Annotated in this window: 17 protein-coding genes; 15 read left to right on the forward strand and 2 right to left on the reverse strand. The window is 68.3% G+C overall.

Annotated features, from left to right (window positions below; genetic code table 11):
• Positions 1–29: 29 nt before the first annotated feature.
• The 15 genes from ACZY08_RS22025 to ACZY08_RS22095 all read left to right on the forward strand — a co-directional run bounded on the left by ACZY08_RS22025 (position 30) and on the right by ACZY08_RS22095 (position 16,601).
• Positions 30–1,571: a UDP-N-acetylmuramoyl-L-alanyl-D-glutamate--2,6-diaminopimelate ligase gene (locus tag ACZY08_RS22025; protein ID WP_463746746.1), complete on the forward strand. Its 1,542-nt coding sequence runs from the start codon at positions 30–32 to the stop codon at positions 1,569–1,571.
• The gene (locus ACZY08_RS22030) at positions 1,568–3,190 is read left to right on the forward strand and encodes a UDP-N-acetylmuramoyl-tripeptide--D-alanyl-D-alanine ligase (protein WP_463746747.1); all 1,623 of its coding nucleotides are present in this window, start codon (positions 1,568–1,570) and stop codon (positions 3,188–3,190) included. The genes ACZY08_RS22025 and ACZY08_RS22030 overlap by 4 nt, the downstream gene beginning before the upstream one ends.
• Positions 3,187–4,266, forward strand: coding sequence for a phospho-N-acetylmuramoyl-pentapeptide-transferase (gene mraY, locus ACZY08_RS22035; protein WP_358023394.1), 1,080 nt, complete (start codon positions 3,187–3,189; stop codon positions 4,264–4,266). Before ACZY08_RS22030 ends, mraY begins: the two co-directional genes overlap by 4 nt.
• Before the next feature lies 1 nt (position 4,267).
• Positions 4,268–5,758, forward strand: coding sequence for a UDP-N-acetylmuramoyl-L-alanine--D-glutamate ligase (gene murD / locus ACZY08_RS22040; protein WP_463746748.1), 1,491 nt, complete (start codon positions 4,268–4,270; stop codon positions 5,756–5,758).
• Between the two features lie 5 nt (positions 5,759–5,763).
• Entirely contained in the window at positions 5,764–7,389 is a 1,626-nt protein-coding gene (gene ftsW, locus ACZY08_RS22045) for a putative lipid II flippase FtsW (RefSeq protein ID WP_463746749.1), read from the forward strand.
• Entirely contained in the window at positions 7,386–8,576 is a 1,191-nt protein-coding gene (gene murG / locus ACZY08_RS22050; RefSeq protein WP_463746750.1) for an undecaprenyldiphospho-muramoylpentapeptide beta-N-acetylglucosaminyltransferase, read from the forward strand. The genes ftsW and murG overlap by 4 nt, the downstream gene beginning before the upstream one ends.
• Before the next feature lie 38 nt (positions 8,577–8,614).
• Complete coding sequence (murC, locus tag ACZY08_RS22055) at positions 8,615–10,033, forward strand: UDP-N-acetylmuramate--L-alanine ligase (RefSeq protein WP_463746918.1); 1,419 nt, start codon at positions 8,615–8,617, stop codon at positions 10,031–10,033.
• 167 nt (positions 10,034–10,200) lie between these two features.
• A complete protein-coding gene (locus ACZY08_RS22060) occupies positions 10,201–11,064 on the forward strand; it encodes a cell division protein FtsQ/DivIB (RefSeq protein ID WP_463746919.1) in 864 nt (287 codons plus the stop codon).
• Between the two features lie 189 nt (positions 11,065–11,253).
• The gene (gene ftsZ, locus ACZY08_RS22065; protein ID WP_358023374.1) at positions 11,254–12,414 is read left to right on the forward strand and encodes a cell division protein FtsZ; all 1,161 of its coding nucleotides are present in this window, start codon (positions 11,254–11,256) and stop codon (positions 12,412–12,414) included.
• A 34-nt stretch (positions 12,415–12,448) separates the two neighbouring features.
• The gene (pgeF, locus tag ACZY08_RS22070; RefSeq protein WP_463746751.1) at positions 12,449–13,162 is read left to right on the forward strand and encodes a peptidoglycan editing factor PgeF; all 714 of its coding nucleotides are present in this window, start codon (positions 12,449–12,451) and stop codon (positions 13,160–13,162) included.
• 41 nt (positions 13,163–13,203) lie between these two features.
• Positions 13,204–14,037 (forward strand): YggS family pyridoxal phosphate-dependent enzyme, encoded by an 834-nt coding sequence (locus tag ACZY08_RS22075; RefSeq protein WP_463746752.1) that lies wholly within the window; start codon positions 13,204–13,206, stop codon positions 14,035–14,037.
• Entirely contained in the window at positions 14,034–14,672 is a 639-nt protein-coding gene (locus tag ACZY08_RS22080) for a cell division protein SepF (protein WP_463746753.1), read from the forward strand. The genes ACZY08_RS22075 and ACZY08_RS22080 overlap by 4 nt, the downstream gene beginning before the upstream one ends.
• 175 nt (positions 14,673–14,847) lie before the next feature.
• The gene (locus tag ACZY08_RS22085) at positions 14,848–15,138 is read left to right on the forward strand and encodes a YggT family protein (protein ID WP_003880337.1); all 291 of its coding nucleotides are present in this window, start codon (positions 14,848–14,850) and stop codon (positions 15,136–15,138) included.
• A 207-nt stretch (positions 15,139–15,345) separates the two neighbouring features.
• A complete protein-coding gene (wag31, locus tag ACZY08_RS22090; RefSeq protein ID WP_463746754.1) occupies positions 15,346–16,170 on the forward strand; it encodes a DivIVA-like cell division protein Wag31 in 825 nt (274 codons plus the stop codon).
• Positions 16,171–16,241: 71 nt separating this feature from the next.
• Positions 16,242–16,601: a hypothetical protein gene (locus tag ACZY08_RS22095; RefSeq protein ID WP_463746755.1), complete on the forward strand. Its 360-nt coding sequence runs from the start codon at positions 16,242–16,244 to the stop codon at positions 16,599–16,601.
• Here the strand turns inward: ACZY08_RS22095 and ACZY08_RS22100 are convergent.
• Together ACZY08_RS22100 and ACZY08_RS22105 are read right to left on the reverse strand one after the other, a co-directional pair.
• Positions 16,598–17,278, reverse strand: a complete 681-nt coding sequence (locus tag ACZY08_RS22100) for a phosphoribosyltransferase (protein WP_463746756.1) — start codon at positions 17,276–17,278, stop codon at positions 16,598–16,600. The genes ACZY08_RS22095 and ACZY08_RS22100 overlap by 4 nt on opposite strands.
• Before the next feature lie 44 nt (positions 17,279–17,322).
• Complete coding sequence (locus ACZY08_RS22105) at positions 17,323–18,045, reverse strand: type 1 glutamine amidotransferase (protein ID WP_463746757.1); 723 nt, start codon at positions 18,043–18,045, stop codon at positions 17,323–17,325.
• Positions 18,046–18,081 lie beyond the last annotated feature (36 nt).

Below are 18,081 nucleotides of genomic sequence, written 5' to 3' on the forward strand. Positions count from 1 at the left end.
GTCGGCGGACCGCAGATGGGTACTGTGGCATGGCCATGAAGCTGCGTCCCAGCCGTCCCGCCGGCCAATACCTCGTGCCGCTCGCCGAACAGGTCCAAGCGGTGTCCGCCACCGGAAATCCCCTGCCGGAACTTCGGGTGACAGGAGTGACGCTGCGCGGCCAGGATGCCCGGCCCGGGGATCTGTTCGCCGCGCTGCCGGGATCAGCGGTACACGGCGCGCGTTACGCGGCCGACGCGGTCGCCGCCGGTGCGGCGGCGGTGCTCACCGATGCTGACGGTGCCGCGGATCTGGGTGACCTCGACGTCCCGGTCCTGATCCATCCCGACCCTCGTTCGGTGCTCGGTGAGGTGGCGGCCGAGGTGTACGGGCGGCCGTCGGAGCAGCTGAGGGTCATCGGGGTGACCGGAACCTCGGGTAAGACCACCACGACGTATCTCGCCGAGGCGGGGCTCCGGGCTGCCGGCCGGGTGGCCGGACTGATCGGCACAGTGGGCGTGCGCATCGCCGGACGCGATGTGCCGAGCGCGCTGACCACGCCCGAGGCGCCGGACCTCCAGGCGTTGTTGGCTGTGATGGTCGAGAGTGGTGTCGACACCGTCGTGATGGAGGTGTCGAGCCATGCGCTGACGCTGGGCCGTGTCGACGGGATCGTCTTCGCGCTCGGTGGGTTCACCAACCTGTCGCGCGACCACCTGGATTTCCATCCGACGATGCAGGACTACTTCGAGGCCAAAGCCGGTCTGTTCGATCCCGGGTCGCGCAACCATGCCGCCGCCGCGGTGATCTGTGTCGACGACGAGGCGGGGGCGGCGATGGCCGGCCGCGCCGAGAAGGTGACGACCGTCAGCGCCGCGGGCGTGCCGGCCGACTGGCAGGTGCGCAACGTCTCGGCGGTCGGCGTCGGGTCCCAGGAGTTCACCCTCGTAGATCCGGCCGGGTCGGCTCACGAGATTCGGATCGGGCTGACCGGTGCCTACAACGTCGCCAATGCGGCGCTGGCGATCGCACTACTGGACGGCGCCGGGGTGTCGCCCGAGGAGGCGGCTCCGGGACTGCGCACGGCGACCGTGCCCGGGCGGCTGCAGCCGATCGACCGCGGGCAGCAGTTCCTGGCACTGGTCGATTACGCGCACAAGCCCGGCGCTCTGCAGGCGGTGCTGGAGACGCTACGTGCGGCGGGGCAGGGCCGCATCGGGGTCGTGTTCGGGGCCGGCGGCAACCGGGATACGGGCAAGCGAGCTCCGATGGGGCGGGTGGCGGCCGAACTGGCTGATCTCGTCGTCGTCACCGACGACAATCCCCGCGACGAGGACCCCGCACTGATCCGCGCGGCGATCATGGCCGGGGCCGCCGAAGCGCAGGCGGGCGCCGAGGTCGTGGAAGTCGCCGACCGGCGGGCGGCGATCGACCGCGCGGTGGCCTGGGCCGGGCCCGGCGACATCGTGCTGATCGCCGGCAAGGGGCACGAGAGCGGCCAGACCGGGGGCGGCCACACCAGGCCGTTCGATGACCGTGACGAGTTGGCGGCGGCGCTGGAGGCACGTAAGGAAGGGGAGCCGGGCACGTGATCGAGATGACCATCGCCAGGATCGCCGAGATCGTCGGTGGCGAGTTGGCCGACATCAGCGCCGAAGAGGCGGCCGCCACCACCGTCACGGGCACCGTCGAATTCGACTCCCGCGCGATCGGCCCCGGCGGATTGTTCCTGGCGCTGCCAGGTGCCCGATCCGACGGCCATGACTTCGCGGCGAGGGCGGTCGAGTCCGGGGCCGTGGCGGTGCTGGCCGCCCGCCCGGTCGGGGTGCCCGCAGTCGTCGTCAAGCCCGAACCGGGTGCGGCTGACGCCGATTCTGGCGCTTTGGAATTCGACACCGACGGCTCCGGTGCGGCAGTCCTGGCCGCCCTGGCCGCGCTGGCAGCTGCGGTGGCAGCTGAGCTGGTCGCCGAGGGGCTGACGATCATCGGTGTGACGGGATCCTCGGGCAAGACCTCGACCAAGGATCTGCTGGCCGCGGTGCTGGACCCGCTCGGGCAGGTGATCGCGCCGCCGGGCTCGTTCAACAACGAGCTGGGTCATCCGTGGACCGTGCTGCGCGCGACACCCGAGACCGATTACCTGATCCTGGAGATGTCGGCCCGGCATCCCGGCAATATCGCCGCCCTGGCAGCCATTGCCCCGCCCCAGATCGCGGTGGTGCTCAACGTCGGCACCGCGCACCTCGGCGAGTTCGGCTCGCGCGAGGCAATTGCGAATACCAAAGCCGAGTTGCCGCAAGCTGTTCCGGATTCGGGCGTGGTGATCCTCAACGTCGACGACACCGCGGTCGCGGCCATGGCCGGTAAGACCGCGGCCCGCGTCGTGCGCGTGTCACGTGAGCCCGGCTCCGAGGTCGACGTGTGGGCAGGTCCGGTGGCCCTCGATGAGCTGGCCCGCCCGCGGTTCACGCTGCACGCGGGCGGAGGGGAAACTGAGGTGGCGCTCGCGGTGCACGGTGATCACCAGGTCGGCAATGCGTTGTGTGCGGCCGCGGTCGCGCTGCAATGCGGCGCCGGCCTGGAACAGGTGGCGACGGCGCTGGCGGGCGCCGGCCCCGTCTCGCGGCACCGGATGCAGGTCGCTACCCGCGCCGACGGTGTGACGGTGATCAACGACGCCTACAACGCCAACCCGGATTCGATGCGCGCCGGTCTCAAGGCGCTGGCCTGGATGGCCCGCAAGAACGCCGGTGACCTGCAGGGAAAGCGCCGTAGCTGGGCGGTGCTGGGGGAGATGGCCGAACTCGGTGACGACGCGATAACCGAGCACGACGCCATCGGACGGTTCGCGGTGCGCTTAGATGTGTCTCGGTTAATCGTCGTCGGAACCGGGAGGACTATGAACGCCATGCATCACGGCGCGGTGATGGAGGGTTCGTGGGGATCTGAGTCCACGATGGTCGACGACGTCGATGCCGCGCTGGCCCTGCTGGAGGCTGAGCTGGAGCCCGGGGACGTGGTGCTCGTGAAGGCATCCAACTCAGTGGGGTTGGGTGCGCTGGCCGATGCGCTGGTTGCCGCTGAGGCTGGATCGCCGTCTCCGACGGCAGAAGCCGGATCGCCGTCTCCGACGGCAGAAGCCGGATCGCCGTCTCCGACGGCAGAAGCCGGATCGCCGTCTCCGACGGAAATGGGGAACGCCGACCGATGAAGCTCATCCTGATCGCCGTCGGTATCGCACTGACGGTCTCGATCCTGCTCACCCCGGCACTGATCCGGTTGTTCACCAAGCGCGGGCTGGGGCACGAGATCCGTGAGGACGGACCGGCCAGCCACGCGAAGAAGCGCGGGACGCCGTCGATGGGTGGCGTGGCGATCGTGGCCGGCATCTGGGCGGGCTACCTGGGCACCCATCTCGTCGGGGTGGCGCTCGGCGGTGACGGTCCGTCGGCTTCGGGGCTGTTGGTGCTGGGGCTGGCCACGATGCTCGGCCTGGTCGGCTTCGTCGACGACCTGATCAAGTTGCGTCGTTCGCGCAACCTGGGTCTGAACAAGACCGCCAAGACAGTCGGCCAGCTGACCGCTGCGGTGCTGTTCGGTGTGCTGGCCCTGCAGTTCCGCAACGGCGACGGTCTGACCCCGGGCAGCCCGGAGCTGTCCTATGTCCGCGAGATCGCCACGGTGACGCTGGCGTCATGGGTATTCGTGTTGTTCTGCGTCGTGATCGTCAGTGCCTGGTCGAACGCGGTGAACTTCACCGACGGCCTGGACGGGTTGGCGGCGGGTGCCATGGCGATGGTGACCGCGGCCTACGTGTTGATCACGTTCTGGCAGTACCGAAATGCCTGCGCCACGGCGCCGGGTCTGGGCTGCTACAACGTGCGGGACCCGCTGGACCTGGCGATCATCGCGGCCGCGACCGCGGGCGCATGTATCGGCTTCCTGTGGTGGAACGCGGCGCCGGCCAAGATCTTCATGGGTGACACCGGTTCGCTGGCCTTGGGTGGCATCATCGCCGGGCTGTCGGTGACCAGCCGCACCGAGATCCTCGCGGTCGTTCTGGGCGCACTGTTCGTGGCCGAGGTGACCTCGGTGGTGGTGCAGATCCTGGCGTTCCGTACGACGGGTCGCCGGGTGTTCCGGATGGCGCCGTTCCATCACCATTTCGAGTTGGTGGGTTGGGCCGAGACCACGGTCATCATCAGGTTCTGGCTGCTGACGGCGATCGCCTGTGGTCTGGGCGTGGCCCTGTTCTACAGCGAGTGGCTCACCGCAGTCGGGGCCTGACGTGACCGGCCCATTCGGCGGCCGCGGCGGTGACGACGATCTCTCGCTGCTGACCCCGGGTGCCCCGGTGTTGGTGACCGGTGCGGGCGTGACCGGACGGGCGGTGCTGGCGGCGCTTGCCCCGCTGAACGTGGCTGCGACGCTGTGCGACGACAATGCCGAGGCCCTGCGTGCACTCGCCGGGCAGGGCACCGCTGTCATCGATCCGGCCGGGGCCATCGCCGCCATCGCCGACTATGCGCTGGTGGTCACCAGCCCGGGATTCCCGCCCACAGCTGCCGTTCTGGCCGCGGCGGCCGGGGCCGGGGTGCCGATCTGGGGCGATGTGGAGCTGGCCTGGCGCCTCGACGCCGCGGGCCGTTACGGTCCGACCCGGCGCTGGCTGGTGGTCACCGGAACCAACGGCAAGACCACCACCACGTCGATGCTGCACGAGATGCTGCTGGCCGATGGGCGTCGAAGCCTGTTGTGCGGCAACATCGGTGACCCGGTGCTGGCCGTTCTCGACCAGCCCGCGGAGTTGCTGGCGGTCGAGCTCTCCAGTTTTCAGCTGCACTGGGCTCCCTCGTTGCGCCCGGATGCCGGCGTAGTGCTCAATGTCGCCGAGGACCACCTGGACTGGCACGGTTCGATGGCCGGCTATGCCGCCGACAAGGCCCGGGCGCTGGCCGGTCGGGTGGCGGTGGTGGGGCTCGACGATCCGGTGGCCGCCGGTCTGTTGCCGGCCGCCGAGGCTCCGGTTCGGGTCGGATTCCGGTTGGGCGAACCGGCGGCGGGCGAACTCGGGGTGCGTGCCGGCAAGCTCGTCGATCGCGCGTTCGACGACGACGTCGAGTTGGCTGATGCCGCGACGATCGGTGTGGCCGGTCCGGTCGGGGTGCTCGATGCGTTGGCGGCCGCGGCGCTGGCCCGTGCGGTCGGTGTGGCCCCGGCTTCGATCGCGAGCGCGTTGGCCTCGTTCCAGGTGGGCAGGCACCGTGCTGAGCTGGTCGGGGAGTCCGACGGGGTGCGCTACGTCGATGATTCCAAGGCCACCAATCCGCATGCCGCGCAGGCCTCGATCACCGCATTCGACCGCGTGATCTGGATCGCTGGGGGCTTGCTGAAGGGCGCTTCGGTCGATGAATTGGTGCGTCACGTGGCGAATCGCCTGGTTGCTGTGGTGCTGATCGGGCAGGACCGGCAGATGGTTGCCGATGCGTTATCGCGACACGCCCCGGATGTCCCCGTTGTCGAGGTTGTGACGGGGGAGGATTCTGGGGTGCTTGAGACAAATGAGTCTATTGGTGATCATGTGACTCGTGTGATCCACGTCGGCGACCGTCCGGTCTCCGACGCGGTCATGGCGGCGGTCGTCGATGTCGCCCGCGGGCTGGCCGGTGCGGGTGACACCGTGTTGCTGGCCCCGGCAGGCGCGTCCTTCGATCAGTTCAGCGGCTACGGCCAGCGTGGCGATGCGTTCGCCGGCGCCGTCCGCGCCGCGATCGGGTAGCCGACGTGGCCGGCATCCTGGCCCGGCTGCGCCGCCGTGACGGTGACGCGACCGGTAAAACCTCCGATTCAGCCGCAGGCGGATCATCTGAGGCCGCACCCAGCTCGAAGGCCACGGCTGGATCGTCCGAGGCTCCGCGGACCCGGTTCGGCGCCTGGCTGGGCCGTCCGATGACCTCGTTCCACCTGATCATCGCGGTCACCGCACTGCTCACCACGCTCGGCCTGATCATGGTTCTCTCGGCATCGGGCGTGTATTCCTACGACTTCGACGGGTCGCCCTGGGCAGTGTTCGGCCGCCAGGTGATGTGGACGGGCGTCGGGCTGGTCGCGTTCTACGTGGCCCTGCGGATGCCGGTACGCACCCTGCGCCGGATCGCGTTCCCCGGGTTCGTCTTCACCATCGTGCTGCTGATCCTGGTGCTCATCCCCGGAATCGGCAAGGTGGCCAACGGCTCTCGCGGCTGGTTCGTCGTTGCCGGCTTCTCGATGCAGCCCTCGGAGCTGGCCAAGATCGCTTTCGCCATCTGGGGTGCGCACCTGCTGGCGGCCCGGCGTCTGGAGCGGGCGTCCTTGCGGGAGATGCTGATCCCGCTGGTGCCCGCCGCGGTGATCGCGCTGGCATTGATCGTCGCCCAGCCCGACCTCGGACAGACGGTCTCGTTGAGCATCATCCTGCTCGGTCTGCTGTGGTACGCGGGCCTCCCGCTGCGGGTGTTCCTGTCCTCGCTGCTGGCCGCGGTTCTGGCGGCCGGCGTGCTGGCGCTGTCCGCGGGCTACCGCTCCGACCGGGTGCAGTCCTGGCTCGACCCGGCGGCCGATTCACAGGGGATCGGATACCAGTCCCGGCAGGCCCGGTTCGCCCTGGCCAACGGGGGTATCTTCGGTGACGGGCTGGGCCAGGGGACGGCCAAGTGGAACTACCTGCCCAACGCCCACAACGACTTCATCTTCGCGATCATCGGCGAAGAGCTCGGATTCGTCGGCGCGCTGGGCCTGCTGGCCCTGTTCGGACTGTTCGCCTACACCGGGATGCGCATCGCGCGACGGTCGGCCGATCCATTCCTGCGTCTGCTGACGGCCACCACCACCCTCTGGGTGGTCGGTCAGATGTTCATCAACGTCGGCTACGTGGTGGGTCTCCTACCGGTCACCGGGCTGCAGCTGCCGCTGATCTCGGCCGGCGGATCTTCGCAAGCCACAACACTTCTGATGATGGGTCTGATCACCAACGCCGCGCGGCACGAACCCGAGGCCGTGGCGGCGCTGCGGGCCGGGCGCGACGACCGGGTGACCCGGCTGCTGCGGCTGCCGCTGCCCGAGCCCTACGTCCCCACCCGCCTTGAGGTTGCCCGCAACCGGCTGCACGATCGCCGGAAGTCGCCGTCGCGCGGTGCGGGGAAGCCCAACGGCAAGGCCGGCGCCAAGCCCACCGGTAAGCAGGCGGCCAAGCAGGCTCAGACAGGAGCCCGCCGCCGCGCACCCCATGGCGGTGACCGGCCGGTCCGCCGGTCCGGACGCGCCGCTGGTCAACAGCCGGGCGGAGGCGGGAAGTCCGCGGTCCGATATCCTGCAGGCCAGCGGAAACAGGGCCAACGGGCCCGGACTTTGGAAGGTCAGCGTTACGGGTGAGCGAGGGTAAGACGGGCCGCGGGCTATCTGGTCCATCGGGGCAGGAGCACAGCGCCCGGGCAATATCCGTGGTTCTGGCCGGTGGCGGCACGGCAGGTCACGTCGAACCGGCGATGGCGGTGGCCGACGCATTGCGTGAACTCGATCCACAGGTGCGGATCACTGCTCTCGGAACCGCCCGGGGGCTGGAAACCCGCCTCGTCCCGCAGCGCGGCTATGACCTGGAGCTGATCACCCCGGTGCCGCTGCCCCGCAAGCCGTCGGGAGATCTGGTGCGGTTGCCGCTGCGGGTGCGTGCCGCGATTCGCCAGACCCGTTCGGTGCTGGCTGGTGTGGAGGCCGATGTGGTGATCGGCTTCGGCGGGTATGTCGCGCTGCCTGCCTATCTCGCGGCGCGTGGTGGCTTCGGCATGCACGGGCGTCGGCGTGCCGTCCCGGTGGTGGTCCACGAGGCCAACGCCAGTGCCGGCCTGGCCAACCGGGTCGGCGCGGTGTCGGCCCGCCGGGTGCTCTCGGCGGTGCCCGAACCGGGGCTGCGCAAGGTCGAGGTGGTCGGGGTGCCGGTGCGGGCGGCGATCACGTCGCTGGACCGTGCGGCGTTGCGCGCCGAGGCCAGGGCGTACTTCGGATTCGCATCGGATGCCAAGGTGCTCTTGGTGTTCGGCGGTTCGCAGGGAGCGCAGTCGATCAACCGCGCGGTCTCGTCGGCTGCCGAAGCCCTTGGGACTGCCGGTGTTTCGGTGCTGCATGCGCACGGGCCGAAGAACACCCTTGATCTGCCGCCCGCTGCGCCGGGAACACCGCCGTATGTCGCGGTGCCGTACCTGGACCGGATGGATCTGGCCTATGCCGCAGCCGATCTGGCGATCTGCCGGTCCGGGGCGATGACGGTTGCCGAGGTGACCGCTGTCGGGCTACCCGCGGTGTACGTCCCGCTGCCGATCGGCAACGGTGAGCAGCGGCTCAACGCCCTGCCGGTCGTCTCGGCCGGTGGCGGCATCGTCGTCGACGACGCCAGGCTCGACGGTGGATTCGTGGCTGATACGGTCGCCGGCCTGATGACCGACGACGCACGGTTGGTGGCGATGACGGCCGCTGCCTCGTTGTCGGGCCATCCCGACGCCGCTCGGCGGGTGGCTCAGGTCGCCCTGGATGTCGCCCGCGCTCAACGAAAGAGGCTGCAGTGAACGGTAATTCACTTCCGGCTGAGCTGCAGCGAGTGCACATGGTCGGGATCGGGGGCGCCGGGATGTCGGGCGTGGCCCGGATCCTGCTGGACCGGGGCGGCCTGGTGTCCGGATCGGACGCCAAGGAGTCACGCGGTGTCGTGGCCCTGCGGGCCCGCGGCGCCGAGGTCACAATCGGTCATGACGCATCGTCGCTGGACCTGTTGCCGGGCGGGCCGACAGCGGTGGTGACCACCCACGCCGCGATCCCCAAGACCAATCCGGAACTGGTCGAGGCCCGACGCCGCGGAATCCCGGTGATTCTGCGCCCGGTGGTGCTGGCCAAGCTCATGGACGGCTACACCACGCTGATGGTGACGGGCACTCACGGCAAGACCACGACAACCTCGATGCTCATCGTGGCGTTGCAGCACAGCGGTTTCGACCCGTCGTTCGCGGTGGGCGGCGAACTGGGCGAGGCGGGCACCAACGCCCATCACGGCAGCGGGACATGCTTCGTCGCCGAGGCCGACGAGAGTGACGGCTCACTGCTGGAGTACACCCCGAATGTCGCGGTGGTCACCAACATCGAGGCCGACCACCTGGATTTCTTCGGCAGTGAGCAGGCCTACACCGCGGTGTTCTCCGCATTCGTCGATCGCATCGCACCCGGCGGCGCGCTCGTGGTGTGCACCGATGACCCGGGGGCTGCGGCGCTCGCCGAACACACCGACTCACTCGGGATCCGCGTGCTGCGCTACGGCAGCACGCCCGCCGGCGACCTGGCCGGCACCTTGCTGAGCTGGGAACAGCAGGGGACCGGGGCAGTGGCACATATCCAGCTCGCCGGTGAACCGCATCCGCGCGCGATCCGGCTTGCGGTACCCGGCCGGCACATGGCGCTCAACGCGCTCGGTGCGCTGTTGGCCGCCATCGAGGTGGGCGCGCCGGCGGAGGCCGTGCTCGACGGGCTCGCCGGGTTCGAGGGGGTACGGCGGCGGTTCGAGCTGGTCGGGTCACTCGGCGGCGTCCGGGTCTTTGACGACTATGCGCACCATCCCACCGAGGTACGGGCCACCCTCGAGGCTGCCAGGACGATAGTGGACCAGACCGGTGGCCGGGTCGTCGTCGCTTTCCAGCCGCACTTGTATTCGCGCACAGCGACTTTCGCAACAGAGTTCGGCGCGGCCCTCAGTGCTGCCGACGAGGTCTTCGTGCTCGATGTGTACGGCGCGCGTGAGCAGCCGCTGCCCGGTATCAGCGGTGCCACGGTCGCCGAGCATGTCAGCGCGCCGGTCACCTATGTCCCCGACTTCTCGGCGGTGGCCGCCGCAGTCGCCGCTTCGGCCCGCGGCGGTGACGTGGTGCTCACGATGGGTGCCGGTGACGTCACCATGCTGGGCAAGGAGATCGTGACCGAGCTCGGAATCAAGGCGAATCGCAGCGCACCGGGCAGTTCATCGACGGATTCGCCGTGACCGAAACGGGCCCCGGCGGTTCCGACGAAGCGGCCGAGGAAACCGTTCCGGTCGAATCCGGCCCGGTTCAGGAGGAACCCGGCCCGGCCGGGCCCGGCGAGCCCGCGGCCGGATCCGATGTGCCGCCCGCGGCCGGGCCTGATGTGCCGCCCGCGGCCGGATCCGATGTGCCGCCCGCGGCCGGGCCTGATGTGCCGCCCGCGGCAGAAGCCGACTATGAGGGCCCCCGCCGCCGCGCCCGCCGCGAGCGCGAGGAGCGCCGGCTTGCGCGCGACCGGGCCGTGGCGATCGAGCATGCCCGCCGCGAAGCCAAGCGTAAGGTGAACGGTCAACCTTCGGACGCGCCGAATGCGGTGGCCCGCAGCACTATTCGTGGCCTTAAGGTGCTGCTCTGGTCGGCATTGGCCAGTGTGGTCGCGGTGGCTTTGGGTCTGGTTCTGTACTTCACGCCTGCGATGTCGGCGCGCAATGTGGTGGTCAGCGGAGCGGCCGCTGTGCCGCAGGAGCAGGTGCTGGCGGCCGCCGCGGTGGCATCCGGCACGCCGCTGTTGCAGATCGACACGGACGCCGTCGCCGAGAGGGTGGCCCTGATCCGGCGGGTCGCCACCGCCCGGGTGCAACGCGAATATCCGTCGACCCTGCGGATCACGGTGGTCGAGCGGGTGCCGGTGGTCGTCAAGGATTACCCCGACGGCCCGCATCTGTTCGACCGCGACGGCGTCGACTTCGCCACCGAACCGCCGCCGCCGACGTTGCCGTATCTGGACGCCGACAATCCGGGCCCGGCCGATCCGGCCACCAAAGCTGCGCTCGAGGTGATGCTGGCGCTGCCGCCGGATGTGGTCGCGCAGGTGGGTCGGATCGCGGCGCCGTCGGTGGCCTCGATTGCGCTGACGCTGACCGACGGCCGGGTGGTGGTGTGGGGGACCAACGATCGGACCGACGAGAAAGCGCTGAAGCTGGCTGCCCTGCTGACCCAGCCGGGTCATACGTACGACGTGTCCAGCCCAGATCTGCCCACTGTCAAGTAGTTCGACGAAAAATTGCCGTGCGGCGCGTCGGCGCGCCTGCGGCGATCACCGCCGTCGGCCCCCTACCGTTCTGTTTGCGCAGAACTACTTGACATAACTCTAAGCCTATGGTTGAGGTTGAGGGTTTGCCCCGGGGAAGATTCGGCGCCAGGAACACTTTGAACACCCAACCTGGGAGGAAGACGAACCATGACCCCCCCGCATAACTACCTCGCGGTAATCAAGGTGGTTGGTATCGGCGGCGGCGGTGTCAACGCCGTCAACCGGATGATCGAACAGGGCCTCAAGGGCGTCGAGTTCATCGCCATCAATACCGACGCACAGGCACTGCTGATGAGTGACGCCGACGTCAAGCTCGACGTCGGCCGCGACTCGACCCGTGGGCTCGGCGCAGGTGCGGACCCCGAAGTGGGCCGCAAGGCTGCCGAGGACGCCAAGGACGACATCGAGGAGCTGCTGCGCGGCGCCGACATGGTGTTCGTCACCGCCGGTGAGGGTGGCGGCACCGGAACCGGTGGCGCACCCGTCGTCGCGTCGATCGCACGCAAGCTCGGTGCGCTCACCGTCGGCGTCGTGACGCGACCGTTCTCGTTCGAGGGCAAGCGCCGAAGTAACCAGGCCGAGAACGGTATTCAGACGCTGCGTGAGAGCTGCGACACGCTGATCGTGATCCCCAACGACCGGCTGTTGCAGATGGGTGACGCCGCAGTCTCGTTGATGGACGCGTTCCGTAGCGCTGACGAGGTGCTGCTCAACGGCGTCCAGGGCATCACCGATCTGATCACCACGCCCGGTCTGATCAACGTCGACTTCGCCGACGTCAAGGGTGTGATGAGCGGTGCGGGTACGGCGCTGATGGGCATCGGCTCGGCGCGTGGCGACGGCCGGGCGCTCAAGGCCGCCGAGATCGCGATCAACTCGCCGCTGCTGGAAGCCTCGATGGAAGGCGCACAGGGTGTGCTGCTCTCGGTGGCCGGTGGCAGTGACCTCGGCCTGTTCGAGATCAACGAGGCCGCCTCGCTGGTGCAGGACGCGGCCCATCCCGAGGCCAACATCATCTTCGGCACGGTGATCGACGACTCGCTCGGTGACGAGGTGCGGGTCACCGTCATCGCGGCCGGCTTCGACATGGCCGGGCCGAGTCGCAAGCCGGTGGTCAGCCCTAGCGCGGCGCCGACTCAACCGATCGCCTCGGCCCGCTCCGGCAAGGTGACGACGTCACTGTTCGAACCGACGGATGCGGTGAGCGTCCCGGCACACACGAATGGCGCCACCGTCAGTGTCGGTGGCGACGGAGACGGCGGGATCGCCGACGACGATGTCGACGTGCCGCCGTTCATGCGGCACTGAGCGGGGCCCGGCGGCCGGTTCGGATACTGGGATTGTGAGTGTTCGTATTCGGCGGGTGACGACAACCCGCGCCGGTGGTGTCTCGGCACCGCCCTTCGATTCGTTCAACCTCGGCGACCACGTCGGCGACAATCCGGGGGCCGTGGCCCAGAACCGGCGTCGCTTGGCTACCGCAGTCGGAGCCGATGCGCTGGTCTGGATGAACCAGGTGCACAGCGATCATGTCGTCACGGTGGACGGACCGCGCGACACCGCGGTCGAAAATGCTGACGCATTGGTGACGGCGACCCCGCGTTTGGCATTGGCTGTGGTGACCGCTGATTGTGTCCCGGTATTAATGGGCGATGCACATGCCGGGGTGATCGCCGCGGTCCATGCCGGACGGGTCGGCGCACAAAAGGGCATCGTCGTCCGGACGGTGGAGGCGATGCTGGCCGCCGGCGCACATGTCGGGGATATCTCGGTTCTGCTCGGGCCTGCGGTCAGCGGCGCCAACTACGAGGTACCCGAAGCGATGGCGGCCGAGGTGGAATCGGTCCTGCCGGGTGCTCGCACGACAACCTCGCGCGGCACGCCCGGCTTGGACCTGCGGGCCGGAATCTCCCGGCAGTTAAAGGATTTGGGTGTCACCGCGATCGACGTGGACCCCCGCTGCACGGTCGCCGACCGTGCGCTGTTCAGCCATCGCCGGGATGCACCGACCGGCCGCCTGGCGAGTGTGGTGTGGATGGAGCAGCGCCCCGGATGAAGCCTGGAACGAGCCCCCGATGAGCCTGGAGTGGGTGTGAGATGAGCACCGTGCAGCGCGGGCGTGACGTCGACCGGACAGCCCAGTTGACCGCCGCACTCGGTGCCGCGCGGGCGCGTCTGGCGCGGGCCGCAGAATCGGTCGGGCGAAATGTCAATGAAATTGAATTACTTCCGATCACGAAATACTTTCCGGCCTCCGATGTCATTATTCTCAACCAATTAGGGTGCTTCGCATTTGGTGAATCCCGCGAACAAGAGGCCGCCGAGAAAGTCGATTCTGTTCGGGCGGAATTAACGGACGTTCCGATTCGCTGGCACATGGTGGGGCGCATCCAGCGGAAGAAGGCGCGGGCTGTCGCGGGTTGGGCCCACACCGCGCACTCGGTCGACAGCATCCGCCTGCTGACCGCACTGGACCGGGCCGTGGGTGAGGCGCTGGCCGCCGGCACGCGGACTCAGCCGCTGCGCGTGTACATCCAGATCAGTCTCGACGGCGATACCGAACGTGGCGGCGTGGATGTGAATGCCCCCGACGAGGTCGACGAAATCTGTGGGTCAGCGAACTCCGCCGAAGCGTTGGAGTTCGCCGGTCTGATGGGAATCCCGCCGCTGGCATGGGATCCCGACGACGCGTTCGCGCGGTTGGCCGCCGAACGAGAGCGGGTGCAGCGCGACTACCAGCACCGGCTCGAACTGTCGGCGGGGATGTCCGGGGATCTCGAAAGTGCCGTCAAACATGGATCGACGTGTGTGCGTGTCGGAACCGCGCTCATGGGGCAACGCCCGCTAACGTCACCGGAAGTAGTCACACCAGTCACATCTTCATCACAGACACCACCACCCCCATCGTCAGCAGAAGGGTCGCCGAGATGAGCACACTGCACAAGGTCAAGGCCTACTTCGGGATGGCGCCGATGGAGGACTACGACGACGAGTACTACGAGGACGACGATCGAGGGGCGGCCCGCAGCTACGCCCGTCGCCCCCGTGACGAGCGTTTCGAAGAGGACAGCTACGGGTACGAGGGCCCCGAGTACGACGAGGGTCCGGCGTATCGGGGCGGTTATCCGGGTGGTTTCGCCGAGGAGCCGCGGTTTGACGCGCGGATGCGTGCCCCCCGCGAATTCGACCGTCCCTCACCACGTCTCGGTGCACTGTCCGGATCCACCCGGGGTGCGTTGGCGATGGATCCTCGCCGGATGGCAGAGCTGTTCGAGGCGGGCAGCCCGCTGGCGAAGATCACCACGCTGCGGCCCAAGGATTACAGCGAGGCCCGCACCATCGGTGAGCGGTTCCGCGACGGCACCCCGGTGATCATGGACCTGGTGTCGATGGACAACGCCGACGCCAAGCGCCTGGTCGACTTCGCCGCCGGTCTCGCGTTCGCATTGCGCGGCTCGTTCGACAAGGTGGCCACCAAGGTGTTCCTGCTGTCGCCGGCTGACGTCGACGTCAGTGCCGAGCAGCGGCGTCGGATCGCCGAGGCCGGCTTCTACGCATATCAGTAGAGCCGCGACGCCGCAGCTCCGTGGCGCCGCCGCGCACGCCCGATGCTCCGCAAGGGGCCCGGGTAGGCTGGCGGCGTCGCACTATCGGTTGACCACGTCTTCTGTGTGAGATGTGTCCGACCTACGGCGACCTGTATCCAATGTCACACATCCTGCTGTAGTGAGGTCGGCTCAGTTGTCGCTGTTCTTCGAAATTCTCGGTTTCGCGCTGTTCGTCTTCTGGCTGCTGCTCATCGCGCGCGTCGTCGTCGAGTTCATCCGGTCCTTCAGCCGCGACTGGCACCCCAAGGGGCTGACCGTCGTGGTCCTGGAGCTCATCATGACCGTGACCGATCCGCCGGTGAAACTTCTGCGACGGCTCATTCCCCAGCTCACGATAGGCGCCGTGCGCTTCGACCTGTCGATCATGGTGCTGCTGCTCGCGGCCTTCATCGGGATGCAATTGGCGTTCAGTGCGGCGATGTAGAACGTCATTGCGGGTCCGTGGGGGAGACTCGCTCTCGGCGTTTGCCGAATGGTCCACAATTGCGTAAGAAGATTGAAATTCGTTCTTAAAAATAGGCCTCCACTGCAACCGCCGGGTCTGGTGTGACAGGATGGACTCCAGTTGCGATCAAGCGAGGCTTTACACTTTGAGATCGGTTGACGGTCCAAGACTTCAAGGGGGCAGACAATGCCGCTCACACCAGCGGACGTCCATAACGTCGCGTTCAGCAAGCCGCCCATCGGCAAACGTGGCTACAACGAGGACGAGGTCGATGCCTTTCTCGATCTGGTTGAGAACGAGCTGACTCGGCTCATCGAGGAGAACGCCGACCTTCGGCAGCGCGTGTCCGAGCTCGATCAGGAGCTGGCATCGGCGCGGTCCGGAGCGGGCGGCTCGCAGTCCACTCAGTCCATCCCGCTCTACGAGCCGGAGCCCGAGCCCACCCCGGCCCCGCAGCCGGTGTACGAGGCCCCGGCGGCACCGGTGGCCCCTGCCGCGCCGCCCAGCGAGGACACCGCCGTACGTGCCGCCCGGGTGCTGAGCCTGGCGCAGGACACCGCTGACCGCCTGACCTCCACGGCCAAGGCCGAGTCGGACAAGCTGCTGTCGGATGCGCGGGCGCAGGCCGACGCCATGGTCAGCGACGCCCGAAAGACCGCCGAGACCACAGTCTCGGAGGCCCGCACCCGTGCCGATGCGATGTTGGCCGATGCGCAGACCCGTTCGGAGACGCAGCTGCGTCAGGCTCAGGAGAAGGCCGATGCTCTGCAGGCCGACGCCGAGCGCAAGCATTCCGAGATCATGGGCACGATCAATCAGCAGCGCACGGTCCTGGAGGGCCGCCTGGAGCAGCTGCGCACGTTCGAGCGTGAGTACCGGACACGTCTGAAGACGTACCTGGAGTCTCAGCTGGAGGAGCTGGGCCAGCGCGGTTCTGCCGCGCCGGTGGATTCCAGCGCCAACAACGACTCGGCGGGCGGTTTCAGCCAGTTCAACCGCGGTAACAACTAACCGCCAAGACGGACTTTCTCGCACTGTCGTGAACCGGCCCGAGCACGGGCCACCACACTTAGGGTTGAACGATGTTGATCATTGCGCTCGTGCTTGCCGTCATCGGCCTGGCCGCGCTGGTGACCGCCGTGGTCACCAGCAATGAGTTGATCGCCTGGGTCTGTATCGGTGCCAGCGTGATCGGCGTGCTGCTGCTGATCGTCGACGCGTTGCGGGAACGCTCGCGCGGCGCGAAGGCCGGCGACGATACCGTGGCCGCCGACGAGGCCAATGCCACCGAGACGACCGAGACCTTCGACGCGGTCGAGGCGCCCGTGGATTATCCCGACGAGTTGGTGGCCGAACCTGAATCGGACGTGGCGGTGGAGCCCGACGCCGCAGAGGTGGACGTCGAGGCCGACGACTCCGCCGAGAAGTACAACAAGAACTAACCCTCGCGGGGCTCCGTGGTGGGCTCTGCCAGCAGGCGGCGAACTTCGTCGTCGCTGACCTGGTGGAAGTCTGCGAACGCCTGGCCCACCGCTTCGAACTGGGGTGGGGTGCTGATGCACACCACGTCATCGGCCTCTTCCAAGAGCTGACTGCTTACCGTCGGCGGTCCGACCGGTACCGCCACCACGACCCGTCGGGCCGCCCGCACGGCACGGACCGCGGCCAGTATCGTGGCCCCGGTGGCGATGCCGTCGTCGACCAGGATCACTGTTCGATCGGTGAAGTCCGGCGTCGGGCGCCCGCCTCGATACGCTTGTTCGCGTCGCTCGATCTCGGCGGTCTCGTGCCGGATCGTCTCGACGATGGTGTCGTCGTCGATGCGGAGGCGGTTCACCAGCTCGTCGTTGATCACCAACCCGCCCCCCGAGGCCACCGCGCCCATGGCGAGTTCCTGCCACTGCGGCACGCCCAGCTTGCGGACCACGAAGACATCCAACGGGGCGTGCAGGTACGAGGCGACTTCCCGGGCGATCGGCACTCCGCCGCGGGCCAGGCCCAGAACGAGTACCTCGGGTCGGTCGCGGTAGGACACCAGCTGCTCGGCCAGGACCCGGCCGGCCTCGTGGCGGTCCTGGTAGGTGCGTTCCCTGCTCGCTCGCAGATTCCAGGCGTTCATCAGCATTGTGGCCGGCTGAAGCAATTGCACCGGCTGATGCCAGCCTACGTCGATGGTTGAGCCCGGACCACCCGACTGAGGAACCCCCGGACCAGCATGCGCAGCCGGGCTGCCGCGTCGTCGATGAATTCCGTTGTTTGCAAGCGTAATTCGTCGGGGCTGCGGCCGATGCCGGCTACGTCGCCGTCGCGGTCGTGGGCCAGCCAGATCTCCAGCAGCCCGGAGTCGAGTTCGGGATGAAACTGCAGCGCCAACGCCGTGCCCAGCACGAAGGCCTGCGAGGCAGCGGGCGTTCGGGCGATCTCGGTGGCACCGGGCGGAAGTGTCCAGCGGTCGAAATGCCACTGGAACCATCGGCCGCCGGGAACCAATTGCTCGTCATCGGTGGCGACGTCATACCAGCCCACCTCGGGCGCCGGCGACCTGGTGACCGATCCGCCGAGGGCCTGGGCGACGAGCTGTCCGCCGAAGCACACGCCGAGTACGCCGACGCCGGTGTCGACAGCCCGGCGCACCATGGCCATCTCGGCTCCGACCCAGCTGTTGCGCAGGGCCTCGTCGTACACCGCCCAGCGGGCGCCCAGCGGAACGATGACGTCATAGTCGGTCGGGTCGGGGAAGGTCTCCTCGCCGGCGGGATCGTCGTCCCGCTCGGGTGCAACGACGTCGAACGTGTCGATGTCGAATCCGCATTCGGTGAAGACGTCGGCCAGCATGGCCTCGGTGGCCGTGCTGTCGTTGCGCAGGAACAGAACCTTCGATGTCACGCCGTCATTATTTCGCCACCCGGTGCCGGCCGCATT

The sequence above is a fragment of the Mycobacterium sp. IDUB_9 genome (genome assembly GCF_055419505.1).